The following is a 16,333-nucleotide window of genomic DNA, read 5'->3' on the forward strand; positions in this document are numbered from 1 at the left end:
TTGCGACGTAGACAAAATCTATTTAATGTCCCGTTATGACAATAGGTACACCAGTTCGGGTTGGGCTGATCACGGATATCCATTATGATGGATCTGCGGTGGCACTGAACCGTCTTTACAACCACGTTAATCAGTTGAATGCCGGCGGTGCTGAAGCGTTGGTGCTGATGGGGGATCTGGTAAACGGGGCCTGCGAAACCAATGCGAAGCGCCTGCTGCGCGAGGTCTCTGCCTTGTGCGATTCATTCAACGGTAAAACCTATTTTATGCCCGGAAACCACGATCTGGATCATCTTTCAAAAGCCGAGTTTTATAATGCCCTGGGGCGGGTGGGTGATCCTGCACGGTTTCATTTTGAGACCGGTGGTTATACCTTTATTTGTGTGGACTGCAACTTCACACCCGAAGGCGGGGACTATAACCTTGGCAACTTCAAGTGGGAAGAAGCCTGTATGCCGCCCGAGGAGATTGAGTGGCTTCGTGCCCGCATATCGGCTTCGCTGAATCCGGTTATTCTGATCAGTCACCAGCGGATCGACAAAGAGACCCGCTTTGCCGTGCGCAACTATGATCAGGTGCGAAAAACCATTACGCTGTCTGAAAAGGTTAAGGCCGTATTCCAAGGACACAACCACGAAGATGATCTGCTGAACTTCGATGGAACCTCGTACTATACACTGAGTGCGCATGTGGACGACGCCGGCCCGGCCATGCTCGACCTTCGCCCTCAAAGTGTGCGCCTCATCCGGGATTTCCAACCTCTGGAAACAGTATAGATGACACACTGCGATCTACACGACCACGATTTCCTGCACAACAGTGAACACGGTGAGCGTCAGGTGTTGATGGTGCTCGGCCTGACGCTGGTGACGATGGTGCTGGAAATCGGGGCGGGTCTGATTTTCAACTCCATGGCCCTGACAGCCGACGGCTGGCATATGGGCACCCACGCTGCGGCCTTCGGGATCACCATTTTTGCTTATCGCTATGCCCGGAAACATGCGAAAAATCCGCGTTTCAGTTTCGGTACCGGAAAAGTCAGTGTGCTCGGAGGTTTTGCCAGTGCGGTGGCGCTGGGCGTGGTGGCGATTCTGATGGCGGTGGAATCCATTCACCGCATCATTGAACCGCAGGATATCCGGTTTAATGAAGCGATCGCGGTGGCGGTGATCGGCCTGGTAGTGAATCTGGCTTCCGCGTTCCTGCTGAAGGGGGAGCATCACCATCATCACGGCCACGATCATGCACACAGCGACGACGAAGACCATAACCTGAAGGCGGCCTATTTTCATGTGCTCGCCGATGCTGTCACCTCGATTGCCGCTATTGCGGCCCTGATTTTCGGGCGGATCTTCGGCTGGGCGGTTCTCGATCCCGTCATGGGGATCGTCGGTTCGCTGGTCATTACCAAATGGGCGGTCGGACTCATGAAGGAAACGAGCGGAATTCTGCTCGACGGCAGTGTGGATCCCGCCGTTTGCGAAAAAATTCAGCAGACGGTCGAGGATGAAAAAAGTCTGAAAGTCATTGATTTGCACGTTTGGGCTGTGGCGCCGGGACACCACGCCGTCATTCTCTCCGTTGACTCTTCCAATGGCTGGACGCCTCCGCAGGTTAAAGCGCTTCTGTCCGGAATCGGACATCTGGTTCATGTGAATGTGGAGGTACATCGCGTATGATGAAACTTGTTCGGTCGATTGTTGCTGTTTTGACTCTGGGAGGACTGGCCTTTGTAGGCGGAACATTCTATTTCGGCACGCAAACAGTCCATAGTCTGCTGGCCGAAAGCGAAGAACTGAAAACAGCCATCTCAACGCTTACGCACGAAGATCAGATCGGATTTGCCAAAGTGGTGAAGCAGGAAGAACGCGACGGTACACTTTATACCACCCTCAAATTTGTGGAAACCGCGCGCGACGACATGCTCAACCGTGTGCTTGAAAAAGAATTCGAAATCGAGGGCGACGTGGTGCACTTCGATGCGCTGATTGTCACCTTTTCGGATCAGGCAGTGCTGGACGGCAAAAAGCGCTCGCTTTATCTCTGGCGCCGGGTTTACGGCGAAACCATGAATCCATCCGAGGGCTTCGATATTGCCACGCCGGGGACGCATCCGGAACGCTATGCCGACCTGCTGCGGAACCTGAAGCAATCCGAGCAGGATATCTTTTGGGAAGCCATCTGGAATCTGTCGAACGATCCCAACGCCCTGCAGGCATACGGGGTGAAAGCCATCTACGGCAACGCCGTCTACAAACGCCTGCGCCCCGGCCTGATCTACGTCTTCAAAATCGGAACCGACGGCCAGATCTATCCCGAAACCGTGCTGGATATGTGAGGGGGCTGCGCTGTAGAACGGCGCGGAGCACCGTTCTACTTGATAAATTCATTCGCCGGTCAGCGGTAGGTGACGGGCACTTTATTGGAATCGAGGGTTAAATCGACTTCCTTCACCTGTTGGTCCTGTGCGGCGGAAATTTTGATGACCGTGGCCAGATTCTGGAGTTTGGATTCGGGATCCGTGCGCGGCATACGCACGCGGATATCGCCCGCCAGTCGCATATCAATAAAGTCAGAATACTGCAGATCGAGACTTTCGATATGGATGTATTCGCGCATATAGCTCGACTTGTCGCACAGTTCAATAATTTCTAGGGCGGTTTCAACATCCGAAGATTCAATCTGCCCCGACGACAGGTCTATATCCAATCCCTGAATCAGCGGTAGCGAAGCCTGATCGCTGCTATAAGGAAACATAAAGCCGTCGCAGTCTATCAGGAGTGGGATATTGGAGTTCCGGCCGACAATTCGGGCGACCGGAACGCACTCCTCTTCAACGGGTTGTTTAATGTATTGTGGGGGATTATGCACAGAGCAGGTGCAGGCGGTGCCGACCGGATTGATGGAATAGGTGCCGCCGGCGGGGCAGACCAGGGCGGAGAATCCGCCGAGGATATATTCAGAAATGTCGGCTTCGGTGACCGGGGTTCCTTCCGGTTTTCCGTTGATGATGGCCCATTGTTCTTTGGCGGATTCGATGATGCGGCGATTGTTCTCACACGTTTTTTCCTGTGCGTTGTGCTGCGCTTTCTGAAAGCTGGGAATCGCGATCGCTGCGAGCACGCCGATGTAGGAGGAGGCCGCGAGTTCCAGGGGTTTGGCGCCGCCATAGTTGACGTAGGATTCGGAATAAAATCCGGTCGGGGTTTTCAGCGTGTAGCCGCCGGCGTACATATTGGCCCAGGTGCCGGCCATCATGTTGAGCATGGACTCGAATTCCGGATCGTTTGTGCCGCCCATGGCGGTGCCGAGCACATCGAAATAGGTTTTCATGAAACGCGGGGAGACAAATTCGATGGCTGTGGTTTTTTCCGGCGCATTTTTCAGCAGCTGTTTATAGAGCGGGGTTGAGATCAGGCCGGATTCATTTTCCGCGCAATCGAGGGCTTCTTTCACGACGTCGAGCGTGGAGCCGATCAGGAGATAGTCGTCGGTCATCACGAGGGTGGGGGAAAGGGGCACGGGGGAGGGCATGGGGAGGTTGACGGTGTAGAGTTCGTTTTCGCCGTGCATGGATTTGACGGGTGCAAGGCCCGCCAGCGTGAGCTTCTGCAGGATCAGGTTTCCAGGCATTGGATCGCTGAGGCCCAGGCCGATGAGCAGGCTGGGTTCGGGGAAGGTGAGGTTGGCTCCGGTGCGCTGCGACAGGGTGACGGTTTTGACGTCTGAAAGCTGGAGCGAAAGCAGGAGGTCGTTGTTGATCGATTCGGTGATGGCGCTGATGTTGGTGCCGATCAGCATCTGGGCCATCATGATCTGCTGATTGAAGGTCTGGGCGGCTTCGGGTCCGCCGAATGCGCGGACGGCTTCGTTCACGATGTTCCAGGTTTCGTTCAGGCTGGTGCTGGAATTGGCGGTGTAGGCCGCATGGGCGGGCACAAATTCAATGCCTTTCATTTCCGCCGGTTCGGAACCGAGCAGGCGCCAGATCGGCTTTCCGGCATCCGCTTCAGCATGCTGGCCAACAGATACGACGCGACTGAGTTCATCCTCAGCCGGGGCCATGCTCATGGCATAGGCTTCGAGCGAAAAAAGACCGCTCCATTCAATCGCTTTTTTGATGATTTCAACGCCGTCTCCCACAACCCGCACCTCTTCCGGAGTGGAGCCGGTCATCGATTTCATCACCATTTGGCCTATGTTCTCGATATGATCCAGAACACGCTGCTCAAAGGTTTCGGTATTCAGAAAAAGGACCATGTCACCGTCGAGGTCGAGCTTTTCGATCGCCGGATGCATTGGTTTTTCTGCTTTTACCGAAAGCGTGAAAATTCCGGCCAGCAATATTAAAAGTAGAAAGATGGACGTGTTTTTTAGGCTCATGATGTTCCTTTTGTGATTAAATTCTTTCTTAAAAGAAGATTAAATAAACCGCAATCCGGCGATGAAATCGATCTCTATTTTTCCGATTATTGGAATCGTTTGAACAACCCGGCTCCGGTATAGCTTTCCGAATGTTGGAAATCATTTATCAGGATGAAGCATTGCTGGCGGTGAATAAGCCGACGGGGCTGCTTTCGGTTCCGGGGCGGGGGCCGGATAAGCAGGACTGCTGTTTGAGTCGGGTGACGGAGATGTTTCCGGATGCGCTGATGGTGCATCGGCTGGATATGGATACGTCCGGGCTGATTCTGTTTGCCCGGTCGCCGGAGGTGCAGCGGAGTCTTTCGCTGCAGTTTGAAAAACGGAAAATTTCCAAAACCTATACGGCGCTTGTGGAAGGCGTGATGGAGCTGGATGAGGGCATGGTGGATTTTCCGATGCGCAAGGATATGGAACAGCGTCTGCCGCCGAAACACATCGTGGATTGTGTGCGCGGAAAAAAGGCGGTAACCGAGTGGGAGGTGTTGGAACGCACCGATTCAACGACCCGCGTCGCTCTTTTTCCAATGACCGGAAGATCGCACCAGCTGCGGGTGCATATGAGCGCGATTGGTTTTCCAATCGTTGGAGATGTTATATACGGCACGGCCGGGGCGCGTCTGATGCTGCATGCCCGGACGCTGAACCTGGCCCATCCGGTTACCGGAGAGCCGGTTCATTTGGCATGTCCGGTTCCGTTTTAGGGAGTGGTCATACCTTCGGTCATGATGGCCTGGATTTTTGCCTGGAATGCGGCCTGATGTTTCATCGCCACCTGTTGGCCGACCATGGCGCCTTCCTGCATGAGCCGGGGCAGCTCTTCGAGGGTTTTCTTACCGATCGGAGTTTTGTAAAATGCAATCAGTTCTTTCAGTTCGGTTTCGCTGAATGCGCCCTGATAGATCGTGATCATCCGGGCGGTCAGTTCGGGGTCGTTGGCGACTGCTGAACCGAACTCTTTGGAGGCGGCAATAATCTGATCAATCTGTTCCTGTCCGATGCCCATCTGTCTGAACTGGTCAACCTGTGTTGCGAAAACCGAATTGAAGCTTTCCATGAACATTTCTTTAGGGGCCACCATGGAAATGAGTTCTTCAGCGGCCGCCTTGTGGCTTTCGGCATCGGCGAATCCGGTGGTAATACAGGTGGTCAGTGCGAGCAGCACGAGCAGTTTTTTCATGGTTAATCCTTCTTTAGGTTATGTCTGTGCGATGTGCACATAGACTTTCAAACAGTTTGGGAGCTGAGCGACTCCGGGACAAGGCGATTCCGCTTGAAAGTGCCGCTCGTTTCTGAACAATCCTGCGCATGAACGATTTACTTTATAAAGGTCATTTCAAGGGGCTGGACATTGCATTCACCTATGTGGTTTCCACCCGGGCAGTGAATGAAACGGTGATTCGGCACGACTGCGATCCGGCGGGGGCCCATGTGCTGGGCCGTGCGACGGCGGCCGGACTGCTGGCGGCGGCGCTGCTGCCGGAACAACGGCGGCTGAATATCTGCTGGAAATATGAAGGCGGATTGAAAACGGTGGTGGTTGATGCCGGAAACGACGGGACGGTGCGGTCGCTGATTTCGCCGAATCATCTGCAGGAATTTGAAAATGCGCACGAAGCGCTTTACGGGAATGAAGGGCAGCTTCAGGTGATTTCCACAGAAAACGGTGCGATTATCAATTCCGGAACAACGCCTATTGCGTTGCACGATGTGGTGAACGATCTTGCGTATCATTATTCGGTTTCCGATCAGGTGGAAACCGGGATGAGCGTCATGATCGGGTTTCAGGCCGATCCGGAAAATCCGGTGGCCCTGTGTCAGGGCTGGATGATTCAGGCGTTGCCGAATACTGATCTGGAGCGGTTTGACCGCATCCGCACCCGCATGGATGAGCATGGTTTCCGGGAGCTGCTGGGTCACGAAAGTGCGGCGGAGGGATATTTTGAGCAGATTGCCAACGTGCTGGTCGGAAATGAGCCGGAATATGAAGGGGTCCATATGGAAGTCTGTCCGGCTCCGGAATACCGATGTACCTGCAGCCGGGAAAAAATGGCCGCCGTTTTGCGCTCCATCCCGATTCCCGACCGCATGACCATCGTAAAGAAAAATGAACCGCTGGGGATCAGCTGCCAGTTTTGTAATAAACGCTATGAACTTTCCATTCCCGAATGCATCGCGGCCTGGAACGAGAAAGTTCCGGATTAAAGGAGGGCGGGAAGTGAACTCTTCCTTTACTCTTTTTTAATTCCCTAATCATATGCATATGCCGAAGTCCATTCAGGGCACTTTAATTAAACGATACAAACGTTTTCTGGCGGATGTGAAACTGGATGACGGTTCGGTGATTACCGCCCATTGTCCAAACACCGGAAGAATGACGACCTGTGCGGAACCGGGCTGGCGTGTGGTTCTTTCCGATTCGGAAAATCCGAAACGGAAATACCGCTATACCTGGGAGCTGGTGCATAACGGGACCTGCTGGATCTGCGTGAATACCGGCCGCGCCAACGCAATGGCATTTGAGGCGGTGTCAAAAGGCTGGATTTCTGAATTATCCGGTTATGCCGAAGTGCTCCGCGAGCAGAAATTCGGCAGAAGCCGTTTTGACCTGTTGCTGAAAACCGGTGATGATCTCTGTTACGTTGAAGTTAAAAACGTGACGTTGCTGGCCGATGACGGCTGCTATGCATTCCCCGATGCGGTCACCGAGCGCGGCCGCAAGCATCTCCATGAATTGATCGAAGTGGTGAAGACGGGACACCGGGCGGCAATGCTGTTTGTGATTCCAAGATCCGACGGCACCGGCTTTCGTGCGGCGCATGAAATTGATCCCGCCTATGCCGACGCACTGTATACCGCTGCTGAAAAAGGCGTGGAAATTTACGCCTGGCAGGCCGAAGTTTCGCCGGAATCGATCCGGCTGGTAAAGCCGGTGCTTAATAGCCTTTAAAAAGCTTAGGTACTATCGGCATAAATCTTTAAATATCCGATCCGGGGCATGTCAGGACATGTTCTGAAAAGGAGAAAAAGATGAGATCATGTAAAAAGAGCATTCTGGTCATCGGTACTGTGCTGGCTGTTTTTTCAACAGGATATCTGTTCCGGTTACGCGAGCCGGAGGCGCCGCCGCGGAATGCTCTGCCGCGTTCCGCTGCGGTTTCCCTGAAAGCCCCCGGTTTATGGATCGAACAGGTTTCGGCAGCAGAGCCGGCCGAAGCGGTGGAGCTTGCTAAATTACGCGGACGGCACATGAAGGAACTGATTCGGAGTGATCCGGAAAAAGCTCTGTTGCTGGCTTTGTCGTGGGCTGAATGGAAGGCCCTTGCTCCTGAACTCCAGGCCCATGTGGAGCAGCCTTTCAGTGCGCAGGCGAATGTCGAGGTGCTGGTGGCCTGCGGTGAACGGAGCCGTACGTTCATCGAAACGGATCTTCCAGGTCTTGGAAAGATGGAGACGTATGTGTATGGCCGTCGCAGTGAAGTGAATACCAAGAACGGCCTTCCGGTTCAGGGGATTCGAGTGGGGATGGTGGGTGTATTGGAGGAAACGGTTTTCCAGCTTTTGGAACGCGACGATGAGGTTGCGGTGCTCGATCTGTTTCCGGTGGTTGTGCCCAAGCAGACGTCCGATGCTGTCGCGGCTCTGGCCGGCGGCCATATTTTCTATTTCGAAAACCGTTCCGCACTGGAAGCGGCCAACCGGAAACTGGCCGAGCTGGAAGCGCTTCCCGGTCCGGATGCCGGTTCGCAACAGTTGTTTGATACGCTGGAGGCTTATCTGCTTGAAGCGGGTGGAATTGATTTCCAGGCATTGGAAACCGCTGTGCGTTCCGCTTCGGCCGAATGGACCGGAACACCGCGCGAGGTTTATGTGATTATGGCCGATTTTCCTGATATTTCCGGTCCGCCGGTGGATCCGGTTGAATTTTCGAACCGGCTGAATACTGCAGTGTCGGAACAGATTCAGGAAATGTCCTTTGGAAAAACGCATATTGTTGCCGAAGTGAATCCCGGGACCTACCGCCTTTCGCAAACGAGTGCCAATTACACCAATAACACGAGCGCTCTGCATGCTGAAGCGGAAGCACTTGCTGAAGCCGAAGTGGGTTCTCTGGACAGCTATGACACCATCTGCGTCGTATTTCCCTACGTTTCAGATATGGGATTTGCCGGGCTCGCCAGCGTCGGCGGACAGAATCTGTGGATGAACGGAACCATGGATAACGATGTGATGATTCATGAACTGGGGCACAACTACGGTTCGCGCCATGCTTCATTCTGGCAGGTGACCGGCAGCGACCCCGTCGATCCGAGCGGCGAAAAAATAGAGTACGGCGATTTTATGGATATTATGGGCGGAGGCGATTCGCCCGCCGGTCATTTCAATCCCTGGCACAAAAAACATATCGGCTGGCTTGAAAGCACCAACTGGACGGCGGCAACGACCTCCGGAACGTATCGTATTCATCGTTTTGATCATCCGGATACCGCCGCTGCCATCCGGGGACTTCAAATCTCAAAAACCGGAAATGATGATTACTGGCTCGGTCTGCGGCAGGAATATACGGCATACGATTCCTTCGGTCGCGGGGCATATCTGCTTTGGAAAAAATCGGGCGATAACCGGTCCTATCTGGTCGACACCACGCCGGACTCCGCCGATGGAAAATATGATGGGGGGCTTGCGCTGGGCCGGACCTATTCCGATGCGGGCGCCGGTGTGCACATTACGCCGGTTGCGCGCGGCGGACCGTCGCCGGAGGAATGGATGGATATTCAGGTGAACTTCGGTGGTTTCCCCGGAAATTCCGCACCGACGGCATCGATCAGCGGACCGACCGCCGGTTCCGTTCAGGAGAGTATGATTTTCAGTGTTTCCGCTTCCGATTCGGACGGTGATGAGTTGGCCTATTATTGGAACACGGGCGATGGTCTGGTGAAACCGAACAGCCCGACAATTGCCACTGCCTGGCTTTCCGGCAGTACCGTGACTGTCAGTTGCGTGGTCTCGGACATGAAGGGCGGTACTGTTGAAGTTTCTCAGGAGATCGTTCTCTCCAGCCCGCTGGATAACTGGACGCAGCGGACGTCGGGGACTGCCAAAAACCTGAATGATATTGCCGTGGGGGCGGGGCGACTCGTAGCGGTTGGGGGAAACAATGGAACTACTGCATATTCAGATGATGGTACAAACTGGACCGTCCATACCAGCGGCAGTCATTGGTTGGGAAATGTGTATTTATTCGGAGTGATATATGACGGATCTCAGTTTGTTGCGGTCGGTATGGATCATGACGGAAGTGGATGGGAGCAGGTGGTCTACACTTCTGCTGATGGTACGTATTGGACAAAAAGGTACGAATCAAATTCTGCTAGCGTAGACAACATTCGGTTGCATGATGTTGCCTATGAAAATGGAATTTATGTAGCGGCAGGTGATAACGGCATCATTGTGCGGTCAACGGATGGTTATAGCTGGAGTCCTGTTGTCTCGGGCACAACGACCTCTCTGGCCGGGATCAGCTATGGAGACGGTGTGTTTGTTGCTGTTGGTCCAAAATATTCCGGTGCTTCAGCCATTGCTTTGACTTCTTCGGATGGACTTTCATGGACGAATAATTCAGCCGGAATAGACCTTGATAGCTGGAAGCTTCTGAGTGATATAGAATATTTTAACGGACAGTTTGTGGCCGGAGGTTTTTTCTCTCGGATTCTTAACTCTATGGATCAGGGGCAGACATTTACTACAACGATGGCGGATGATCGCTATACCATTTATGGTTTGGCCTATGGTGGAGACATCTTTTTTGCCACCGGTATCAATGAAGATGCTGGAGGTGTCGATATCAACCTGATTTCGGCGGATGGAATAAACTGGTCTGAGCTTTCCACGGCTCAGAAGGATAATCAGAATGCGGCTGTTTATTTCAACGGAACGTTTATCACGGTTGGTGATAACGGATCGGTCTGGCAGTCTGACCCCGTAGGCGGTTCTGCAAAGGGATATGCGGGCTGGCAGCTGGAAAACGGGGAGGGCCTCGGTTTTAACCGCGATCCGATGGATGATGCGGATTTCGATGGGGAGCTGAATCTGGTGGAATATGCGCTGGGATCGGCGCCGGGCGATGCGGAGTCCCGGCCGTCGGTCCGTTCCGACGTAAATACCGGATATTTTCAGGTAAACTATCTGCGGACCGGTAAACGGGATGATATTGCGTACACGGTCGAGCATGCTTCCAATCTGATTTCCAATGATTGGAACGCGGCGGCGACTGTGGTGCTGGAGGATTCGGAGACCAATCTGACTGCGCGGTCTGTTTATGCGGTCAGTGCACAAACGAATGAATATCTGCGTCTGAAGGTGGAGCTGTCCGATTAAGCATAAAAAATGAGCAACGTATGGAAAGAGGGAGGAGAACCATACGCTGCTCAAATGAAACCCAAACCAAGGCTTCAATACTCATTAAATGCTTTTGGCCGGGGTTTGTGTATAAAAATTTATAAAATAAGCGCTCAGTTTATTATTTTGTTAAACCGCCTGAAATAAACATGTTGTGTAAATTATTAAAATAAACCCATGTAAATATACACGGGAATTCAATCGGAAGTGATAAGAGGGGCCTGGATGTGCTTCAATGGACTTTCTGAAAACAGACTGTAGAAGAGGTCGGGTTCGGGGTAATCTGGAGCGATGAAAAAAAGTGTCGGAAATCTTTCGGTGGTGGTGCTGGGTGCAAGTCCGAAACCGGAGCGGTATGCAAACCGTGCAGTTCATCTTCTGCTGGAAAAAGGATATTCGGTGCTGCCGGTGCATCCGTCGGCGGAGCATATTGCAGGGCTGAGTGTTTACGCAAAACTTCCAGACATTGGAACGGCTGTTCATACCGTCACGGTCTATCTTTCCGCGGCACGTTCATCGGCGTTGGCGGATGATTTGATGGCACTGGGTCCCCGCCGGGTGATCTTTAATCCGGGGGCGGAAAATCCGAAACTGCAGTTGGCACTGCTGGCGAACGGGATTGATGTGCTGGAGGCCTGTACGCTGGTATTGCTGAATACGGGGCAGTTTTAATGAAGGATTCCAGTCATTGGAAAAAAGAGCTCGGCCTGGAACCTCATCCGGAAGGAGGATGGTATCGGCGCGTTTTTGAATCGGACATCCGGCTGGAAAACGGCCGACCGGCGATGACTTCGATCTATTATCTGCTGGAGGCTCCGGATTTTTCCGCGCTGCATCGCCTGAAATCGGATGAGCAGTGGCATTTTTATTACGGGCGGCCGATTACTCTTCATGAGCTGGATGCCGGCGGTATTGTGGAGACGACGCTGGGCGCGGGATCTTTTCAGCATACGGTGAAGGCTGGAACGCTTTTCGGAGCAACGGTTGAACGCGATTATGCACTGGTGGGATGCACAGTGACGCCGGGCTTTGAATTTTCAGAATTCGAAATGCCTGTACGCGATGAACTTCTGAAAAAGTTTCCAAATCAATATGAATTTATCGTACGCCTATCTCGTTGATCATTAATGGCTTGTTTAAAAATTGACATTGGCTGTTATGGGCATAAAATTCTTTTCAACAGCGAAAGGAGCATTGCATGCCATTCAATCAGACTAAAGACGTATTCGAGCAGGCACGAAAATTCCATCATAAGCTGAGTGAGTTTTATGAAAACCTCAAAGATTCAGCTGAGCGGGAGCGAACCCGTGCGCTGCTGGATTATTTGAGCAGACACGAGCAGTATCTGGAAAGCTGTCTTGAAGAGTTCATGCAGGATGTTTCCAGAAATGTTGCAGACTCTTTTCTGCAATATGGACCCGATGCTTCGACGCTTAAGGCGATCAGCAGTTTTCAGATCAAATCCTCCATGGAGGTGGAGGATGTGGTGGCTGCCGCTATGCATTTCGATGCATGTCTGATCAAGTTTTACCGCGAAATGGCGGAAAAAACGCAGAACAGTAAAGTGCGGGAGGTTTTTGAGAATCTCCTGATTATGGAAGAGCACGAGCAGATGGAACTCAGCAAAACCACGATGGAGCTTGGTCTGCTGGATGAAAAACTGGTGCTTGAAGAGACGATATGATTTCCAGAAACCCGAATGTTCAGTATCTTTCCGGGCATGATCTATCAGTTTAAAGAGATAAAGCCGTCCCTTCCGGATGAATATTATATTGCGGAAAACGCCACGGTAATTGGCGATGTGGTGCTGAAAAACCAGTCAAGCGTGTGGTTTGGTGCGGTGCTTCGGGGGGATATTGAACCGATCATTCTCGGTGAGCGTTCCAATATTCAGGATAATTCGGTGGCTCACACCGGAAAAGGGGCCCCGACCATTATCGGCGACGATGTAACGGTTGGGCATGCGGTGACGCTCCATGGCTGCACCGTGGGCGATAACTGTTTGATCGGTATGGGCTCCATTCTGCTTGATCGATGTGAAATCGGTGATAACTGCATCATTGGCGCGGGATCGATTATTGCACAGGGTAAAACAATTCCGTCCGGCTCATTGGCGGTTGGTTCGCCGGCGCGGGTGATTCGGAAACTGACGGAGGACGATTTCATCAATATCCGGAGTTATGCCGAGCGGTATGTTGAAAACATGCGGCGCTACCGAGGCGGGATTATTAAACCCTGCTGAATCCGGCGGATGTGCAGGGCTATGCTCAGCGAGAAAGCGGTCAGGAAGATTGCAGTGTGTTCCGAAGGGCCTGGCTCAATGTCGGAGAGAAATAGGGTTTGTGCAGGAGGTCGCAGCGGCCGGTAGCGAGCAAGGGTTCAAGATCGGATTCCACAGAAAACCCGGTGGCCATTAGGATGGGCAGTTGCGGATTGATTGCGCGGAGCTTTCGAAAGCAGTCCGGACCGTTCATGACGGGCATCATCATATCGAGAATCACCAGGCTGATTTCGTGTTGCCGGAGTTTAAATTGTTCCAGTGCAGTTTCACCGTTTTCGGCGCAAAGGACCTTATAGCCGAGTTTGCTGAGAAGTTTACGGGTGGTTTTCAGCACATGGACGTCGTCGTCCACCAGCAGGATCGTTTCATGACCGCGGAATACAGTGGACGAGGCGGCCTGTTCTTTTTCGCCGTCCGAACGAATCGGAAGATAGAGGTGAAAGCAGGTTCCTGCATTTTCCGCGCTGCGGAAATCAATTGCACCGTGGTGCTGCTGAATGGTGCCCAAAACGCTTGCGAGCCCCAGCCCGGTGCCTTTACCCACATCTTTGGTTGTGAAAAAAGGTTCAAAAATCCGGCTTTGTAAATCATCGGACATGCCGCAGCCGGTATCGGAAATGGAGATTTTCAGAAATGTTCCCGGCGTGATGTCGAAGGTGCCACAGGGGAAAACGGCTTCCTCGAGCTGGACCAGTTCGGTTTTAATATCGATGATTCCGCCGTCCGGCATGGCGTGGTCGCAGTTGATGCCGATATTGAGCAGGGTATTCTGCAGCTGGGAGGCATCGCCGCAGACATTGCTCTGTTCGGCGTTGAGGTGGAGTTCAACGCGGCTTCGTTTATCGATAGAACTGCGCAGCAGGATAACGGCATCGCGGATCAGTGAATGAAGGTTGATGATCTGCGAACTGAGTTGCTGCTTTCTGGAAAAGGAGAGCAGGTTCTGGGTCAGCTTTGCGGCCCGCCGGGTGGTTTTGAGCACAATGGCGTGATATTCGAGGGCTTCGGGATCATCTTTGAGGCGCATGCCCAGCAGTTCGGTTGCACCGGAAATTCCGCCGAGCATGTTGTTGAAATCATGCGCCACACCGCCGGCCAGCTGGCCGATAGCTTTCATTTTTTCGGATTGATGCAGCGATTCCTCGAGTTGTATGCGCTGGGTAATGTCCTGCAAAATTCCCACCCGATGAGCCGGCTGTTTGCCGGAGAAGTGAATGTGCCGGCATTGCAGGTGCACATGGCGGATGGATTCGTCGGGCCGAACAATGCGGAAATCGCCGGAAACCAGGTCCTTTTTGTCGCGAGCTTTTTCAAATAGAAGTTTAACGCGCTGAGTGTCATCCGGATGAGCGAGGGTTTCAAACAGCCGGCTATCGGCCGTGGTTCGTGCCGGGTCCAGATCGAGAATGCGGTAGATTTCGTCGGAAAATGTGGTGATACCGGTTTTTAAATCGATTTGCCAGTGTCCGAGCAAGGCGATTGCTTCGGCTTCCTTGAGCAGCAGTTGCTCGGCTTCCAGCGAAAAAGTGCGGCGTTTCACTTCGCGCTTGAGCAGGATATTCCAGGCAATCACCCCTAACATCAGCAGGGCACCGGGAAGCGATACCTTCCAGAGGATGGAATAGTTGAAAGGGGCGGGGTTTCGTGGCACCCAGCGGGCATAGATCTGCTCTTTCTGGTGGGGGTGGATAAGGCCGAGCGCTTTGGTAATGATAGAGGACAGCACCGGCCAGTCTTCGCGTGAGGCCATCGAAAGCGAGGAAATATAGGGGGTAACTCCGCCGATTTTTATGGAGTGCAGATTGAGTTCGCTGATCTGCTGCCCGACCTGCAGTGCATCCCCGGCCAGCGCATCTATACGCCCGGCATCAAGCGCCATAACTGCTTCGGCGGGAGTTTTAAATTCGGTCAGCTTCAGCTGCGGAAATTCGCGCCGGATTTCTTCAATGTAATGCGGACTGTTGAGCAATCCTACCGTTTTTCCGTTCAGATCGGATAAGCTGCGGATATAGACGTCGCCTTCGCGAATGTAGATTTTAATATCCTGCGAAAAGTAGGGCGGGGTCAGGTTGAAGGGGGTTGTTTTTTCCGGATCAAAACAAATGCCGGGAATCAGGTCGACCTTGCGCTTCCGCAACAGTTCAAGGCTTTCATCGGGACCGGATGAAGCGATAAATTCAAGATTCATGCCGAGATTTTTCTCAAGCAGACGGAGGTAGTCGATGTTCAAACCGCTTCGTCCGCCTTCGGCATTTTTCCAGGAAAATGGCTTGTGGTTCGTTTCCACGGCAACACGGAGCGAAAGATGTTCTGCCAACCAGCTGCGCTCTCCCGGAGTCAGTTCCATAGCGAGCAGTTTATAGTGGGGATCACCGGGAGAAATATTCCATTTTTTAAGCAGCCCGGCCCGTTCTTCCGGGGTGAATGTGCGCAGTACTTTGTTGAGCAGGTCGTGAAACGGCTGATAATCGTTCCGGGTGAGTACGGTAATCGGCATGCCGTATGGCGATACCCGAATCAGCCGCATGTCATTTAACTGGTGATTGAGGATAACAAAAGAATGCAGGGCCGCGACTTCGAAGACGGCATCGGCCCGTCCGTCCATCACCATCCGGGCGCAATCCAGATCCGTTTCGCCGTAAATCAGTTCGCATTTCCCCAAAGCAAGCAGTGCGGGGTGGCCGGGGTCCCATCCTTCAACGACCGCCACGTTTTTTCCGGCGATGTTCCGTGGGGAAAATTCATCCGGATTGCGATGGCTCAGGGCAAAAAGTGCAAAAGGCAGAAAGGTGATGTCGTCGGATTTAAGATAGGCATTGGTATAGGCGGGATAGTCCGGCGGGTCAAATCCGGTGATAACCGGGCGGTCAGCCTTTTCTATGTGGGTAACAATATCGTCGTAAATGGCCGCTTCATAAACAATTGCTGATCCGGTCAATGCTGTGAATCGATTCAGCACGTCGCATAGGAGACCGGCAAATTCACCGCGATCATTTCTGTGGGAATAAGGCACGCCGTCCGGGTCGGCTATAACGGGAATTTCCGGATGATTTTGCAACCAGGCCTGTTCCGCGGCACTCAGGTGCAATTGCGGAGGTTCGGATGCGGCAGCCCGGTTGGCGGGGAGCAGAGAAAATACGCACAGAAATAAGCTCAGAGTCAGTTTGATGAGGGGGATACCCAGGGTGCGGTTGTTCATGGACGGGATCGTATGGGGCGGTGATGTGCGGT

At 52.9% G+C, this 16,333-nt stretch carries 14 protein-coding genes; 11 read left to right on the top strand and 3 right to left on the bottom strand.

Translation table 11 applies throughout. The annotated features are described in order from the left end of the window. The first annotated feature begins 35 nt into the window (after positions 1–35). From P9H32_RS08200 to P9H32_RS08210, 3 genes are read left to right on the top strand one after another with little or no spacing between them, the layout of a single operon-like run. Entirely contained in the window at positions 36–776 is a 741-nt protein-coding gene (locus P9H32_RS08200) for a metallophosphoesterase family protein (RefSeq protein WP_322608409.1), read from the top strand. Next, entirely contained in the window at positions 777–1,679 is a 903-nt protein-coding gene (gene dmeF / locus P9H32_RS08205; protein ID WP_322608410.1) for a CDF family Co(II)/Ni(II) efflux transporter DmeF, read from the top strand. It begins immediately after the preceding gene. Next, positions 1,676–2,338, top strand: a complete 663-nt coding sequence (locus P9H32_RS08210; protein ID WP_322608411.1) for a hypothetical protein — start codon at positions 1,676–1,678, stop codon at positions 2,336–2,338. The genes dmeF and P9H32_RS08210 overlap by 4 nt, the downstream gene beginning before the upstream one ends. A 59-nt stretch (positions 2,339–2,397) precedes the next feature. Here the strand turns inward: P9H32_RS08210 and P9H32_RS08215 are convergent, their stop codons facing one another. Beyond that, the gene (locus P9H32_RS08215; protein WP_322608412.1) at positions 2,398–4,383 is read right to left on the bottom strand and encodes a cell division protein FtsQ/DivIB; all 1,986 of its coding nucleotides are present in this window, start codon (positions 4,381–4,383) and stop codon (positions 2,398–2,400) included. A gap of 131 nt (positions 4,384–4,514) precedes the next feature. On the opposite strand from P9H32_RS08215, the gene P9H32_RS08220 reads away from it, so the two are divergent. Then, the gene (locus P9H32_RS08220) at positions 4,515–5,126 is read left to right on the top strand and encodes an RluA family pseudouridine synthase (protein ID WP_322608413.1); all 612 of its coding nucleotides are present in this window, start codon (positions 4,515–4,517) and stop codon (positions 5,124–5,126) included. On the opposite strand, the gene P9H32_RS08225 is transcribed toward P9H32_RS08220, so the two are convergent. Next, positions 5,123–5,602 carry a DUF2059 domain-containing protein gene (locus P9H32_RS08225; protein WP_322608414.1) on the bottom strand — a complete coding sequence of 160 codons (480 nt, stop codon included), beginning with the start codon at positions 5,600–5,602 and terminating at the stop codon, positions 5,123–5,125. The genes P9H32_RS08220 and P9H32_RS08225 overlap by 4 nt on opposite strands. A gap of 128 nt (positions 5,603–5,730) precedes the next feature. Here P9H32_RS08225 and P9H32_RS08230 point away from each other — a divergent pair, with 128 nt between their 5' ends. The 7 genes from P9H32_RS08230 to P9H32_RS08260 all read left to right on the top strand — a co-directional run bounded on the left by P9H32_RS08230 (position 5,731) and on the right by P9H32_RS08260 (position 13,063). Further along, the gene (locus P9H32_RS08230; protein ID WP_322608415.1) at positions 5,731–6,627 is read left to right on the top strand and encodes an Hsp33 family molecular chaperone HslO; all 897 of its coding nucleotides are present in this window, start codon (positions 5,731–5,733) and stop codon (positions 6,625–6,627) included. 52 nt (positions 6,628–6,679) lie between these two features. Continuing rightward, on the top strand, positions 6,680–7,372 hold the full coding sequence (gene sfsA / locus P9H32_RS08235) for a DNA/RNA nuclease SfsA (RefSeq protein WP_348534467.1): 693 nt from the start codon (positions 6,680–6,682) through the stop codon (positions 7,370–7,372). A gap of 80 nt (positions 7,373–7,452) precedes the next feature. Beyond that, positions 7,453–10,800, top strand: coding sequence for a PKD domain-containing protein (locus P9H32_RS08240; protein ID WP_322608417.1), 3,348 nt, complete (start codon positions 7,453–7,455; stop codon positions 10,798–10,800). Positions 10,801–11,112: 312 nt separating this feature from the next. Then, a complete protein-coding gene (locus tag P9H32_RS08245; RefSeq protein ID WP_322608418.1) occupies positions 11,113–11,493 on the top strand; it encodes a CoA-binding protein in 381 nt (126 codons plus the stop codon). Continuing rightward, positions 11,493–11,942, top strand: a complete 450-nt coding sequence (locus P9H32_RS08250; protein WP_322608419.1) for a cupin domain-containing protein — start codon at positions 11,493–11,495, stop codon at positions 11,940–11,942. Before P9H32_RS08245 ends, P9H32_RS08250 begins: the two co-directional genes overlap by 1 nt. Before the next feature lie 77 nt (positions 11,943–12,019). Beyond that, the gene (locus P9H32_RS08255; protein WP_322608420.1) at positions 12,020–12,505 is read left to right on the top strand and encodes a ferritin family protein; all 486 of its coding nucleotides are present in this window, start codon (positions 12,020–12,022) and stop codon (positions 12,503–12,505) included. A 15-nt stretch (positions 12,506–12,520) separates the two neighbouring features. Further along, positions 12,521–13,063, top strand: a complete 543-nt coding sequence (locus P9H32_RS08260; protein ID WP_322608421.1) for a gamma carbonic anhydrase family protein — start codon at positions 12,521–12,523, stop codon at positions 13,061–13,063. 40 nt (positions 13,064–13,103) lie between these two features. Here the strand turns inward: P9H32_RS08260 and P9H32_RS08265 are convergent, their stop codons facing one another. After that, complete coding sequence (locus P9H32_RS08265) at positions 13,104–16,301, bottom strand: response regulator (RefSeq protein WP_322608422.1); 3,198 nt, start codon at positions 16,299–16,301, stop codon at positions 13,104–13,106. Positions 16,302–16,333: the final 32 nt, after the last annotated feature.

It is taken from the genome of Pontiella agarivorans, assembly GCF_034531395.1.
GTDB lineage: Bacteria > Verrucomicrobiota > Kiritimatiellia > Kiritimatiellales > Pontiellaceae > Pontiella > Pontiella agarivorans.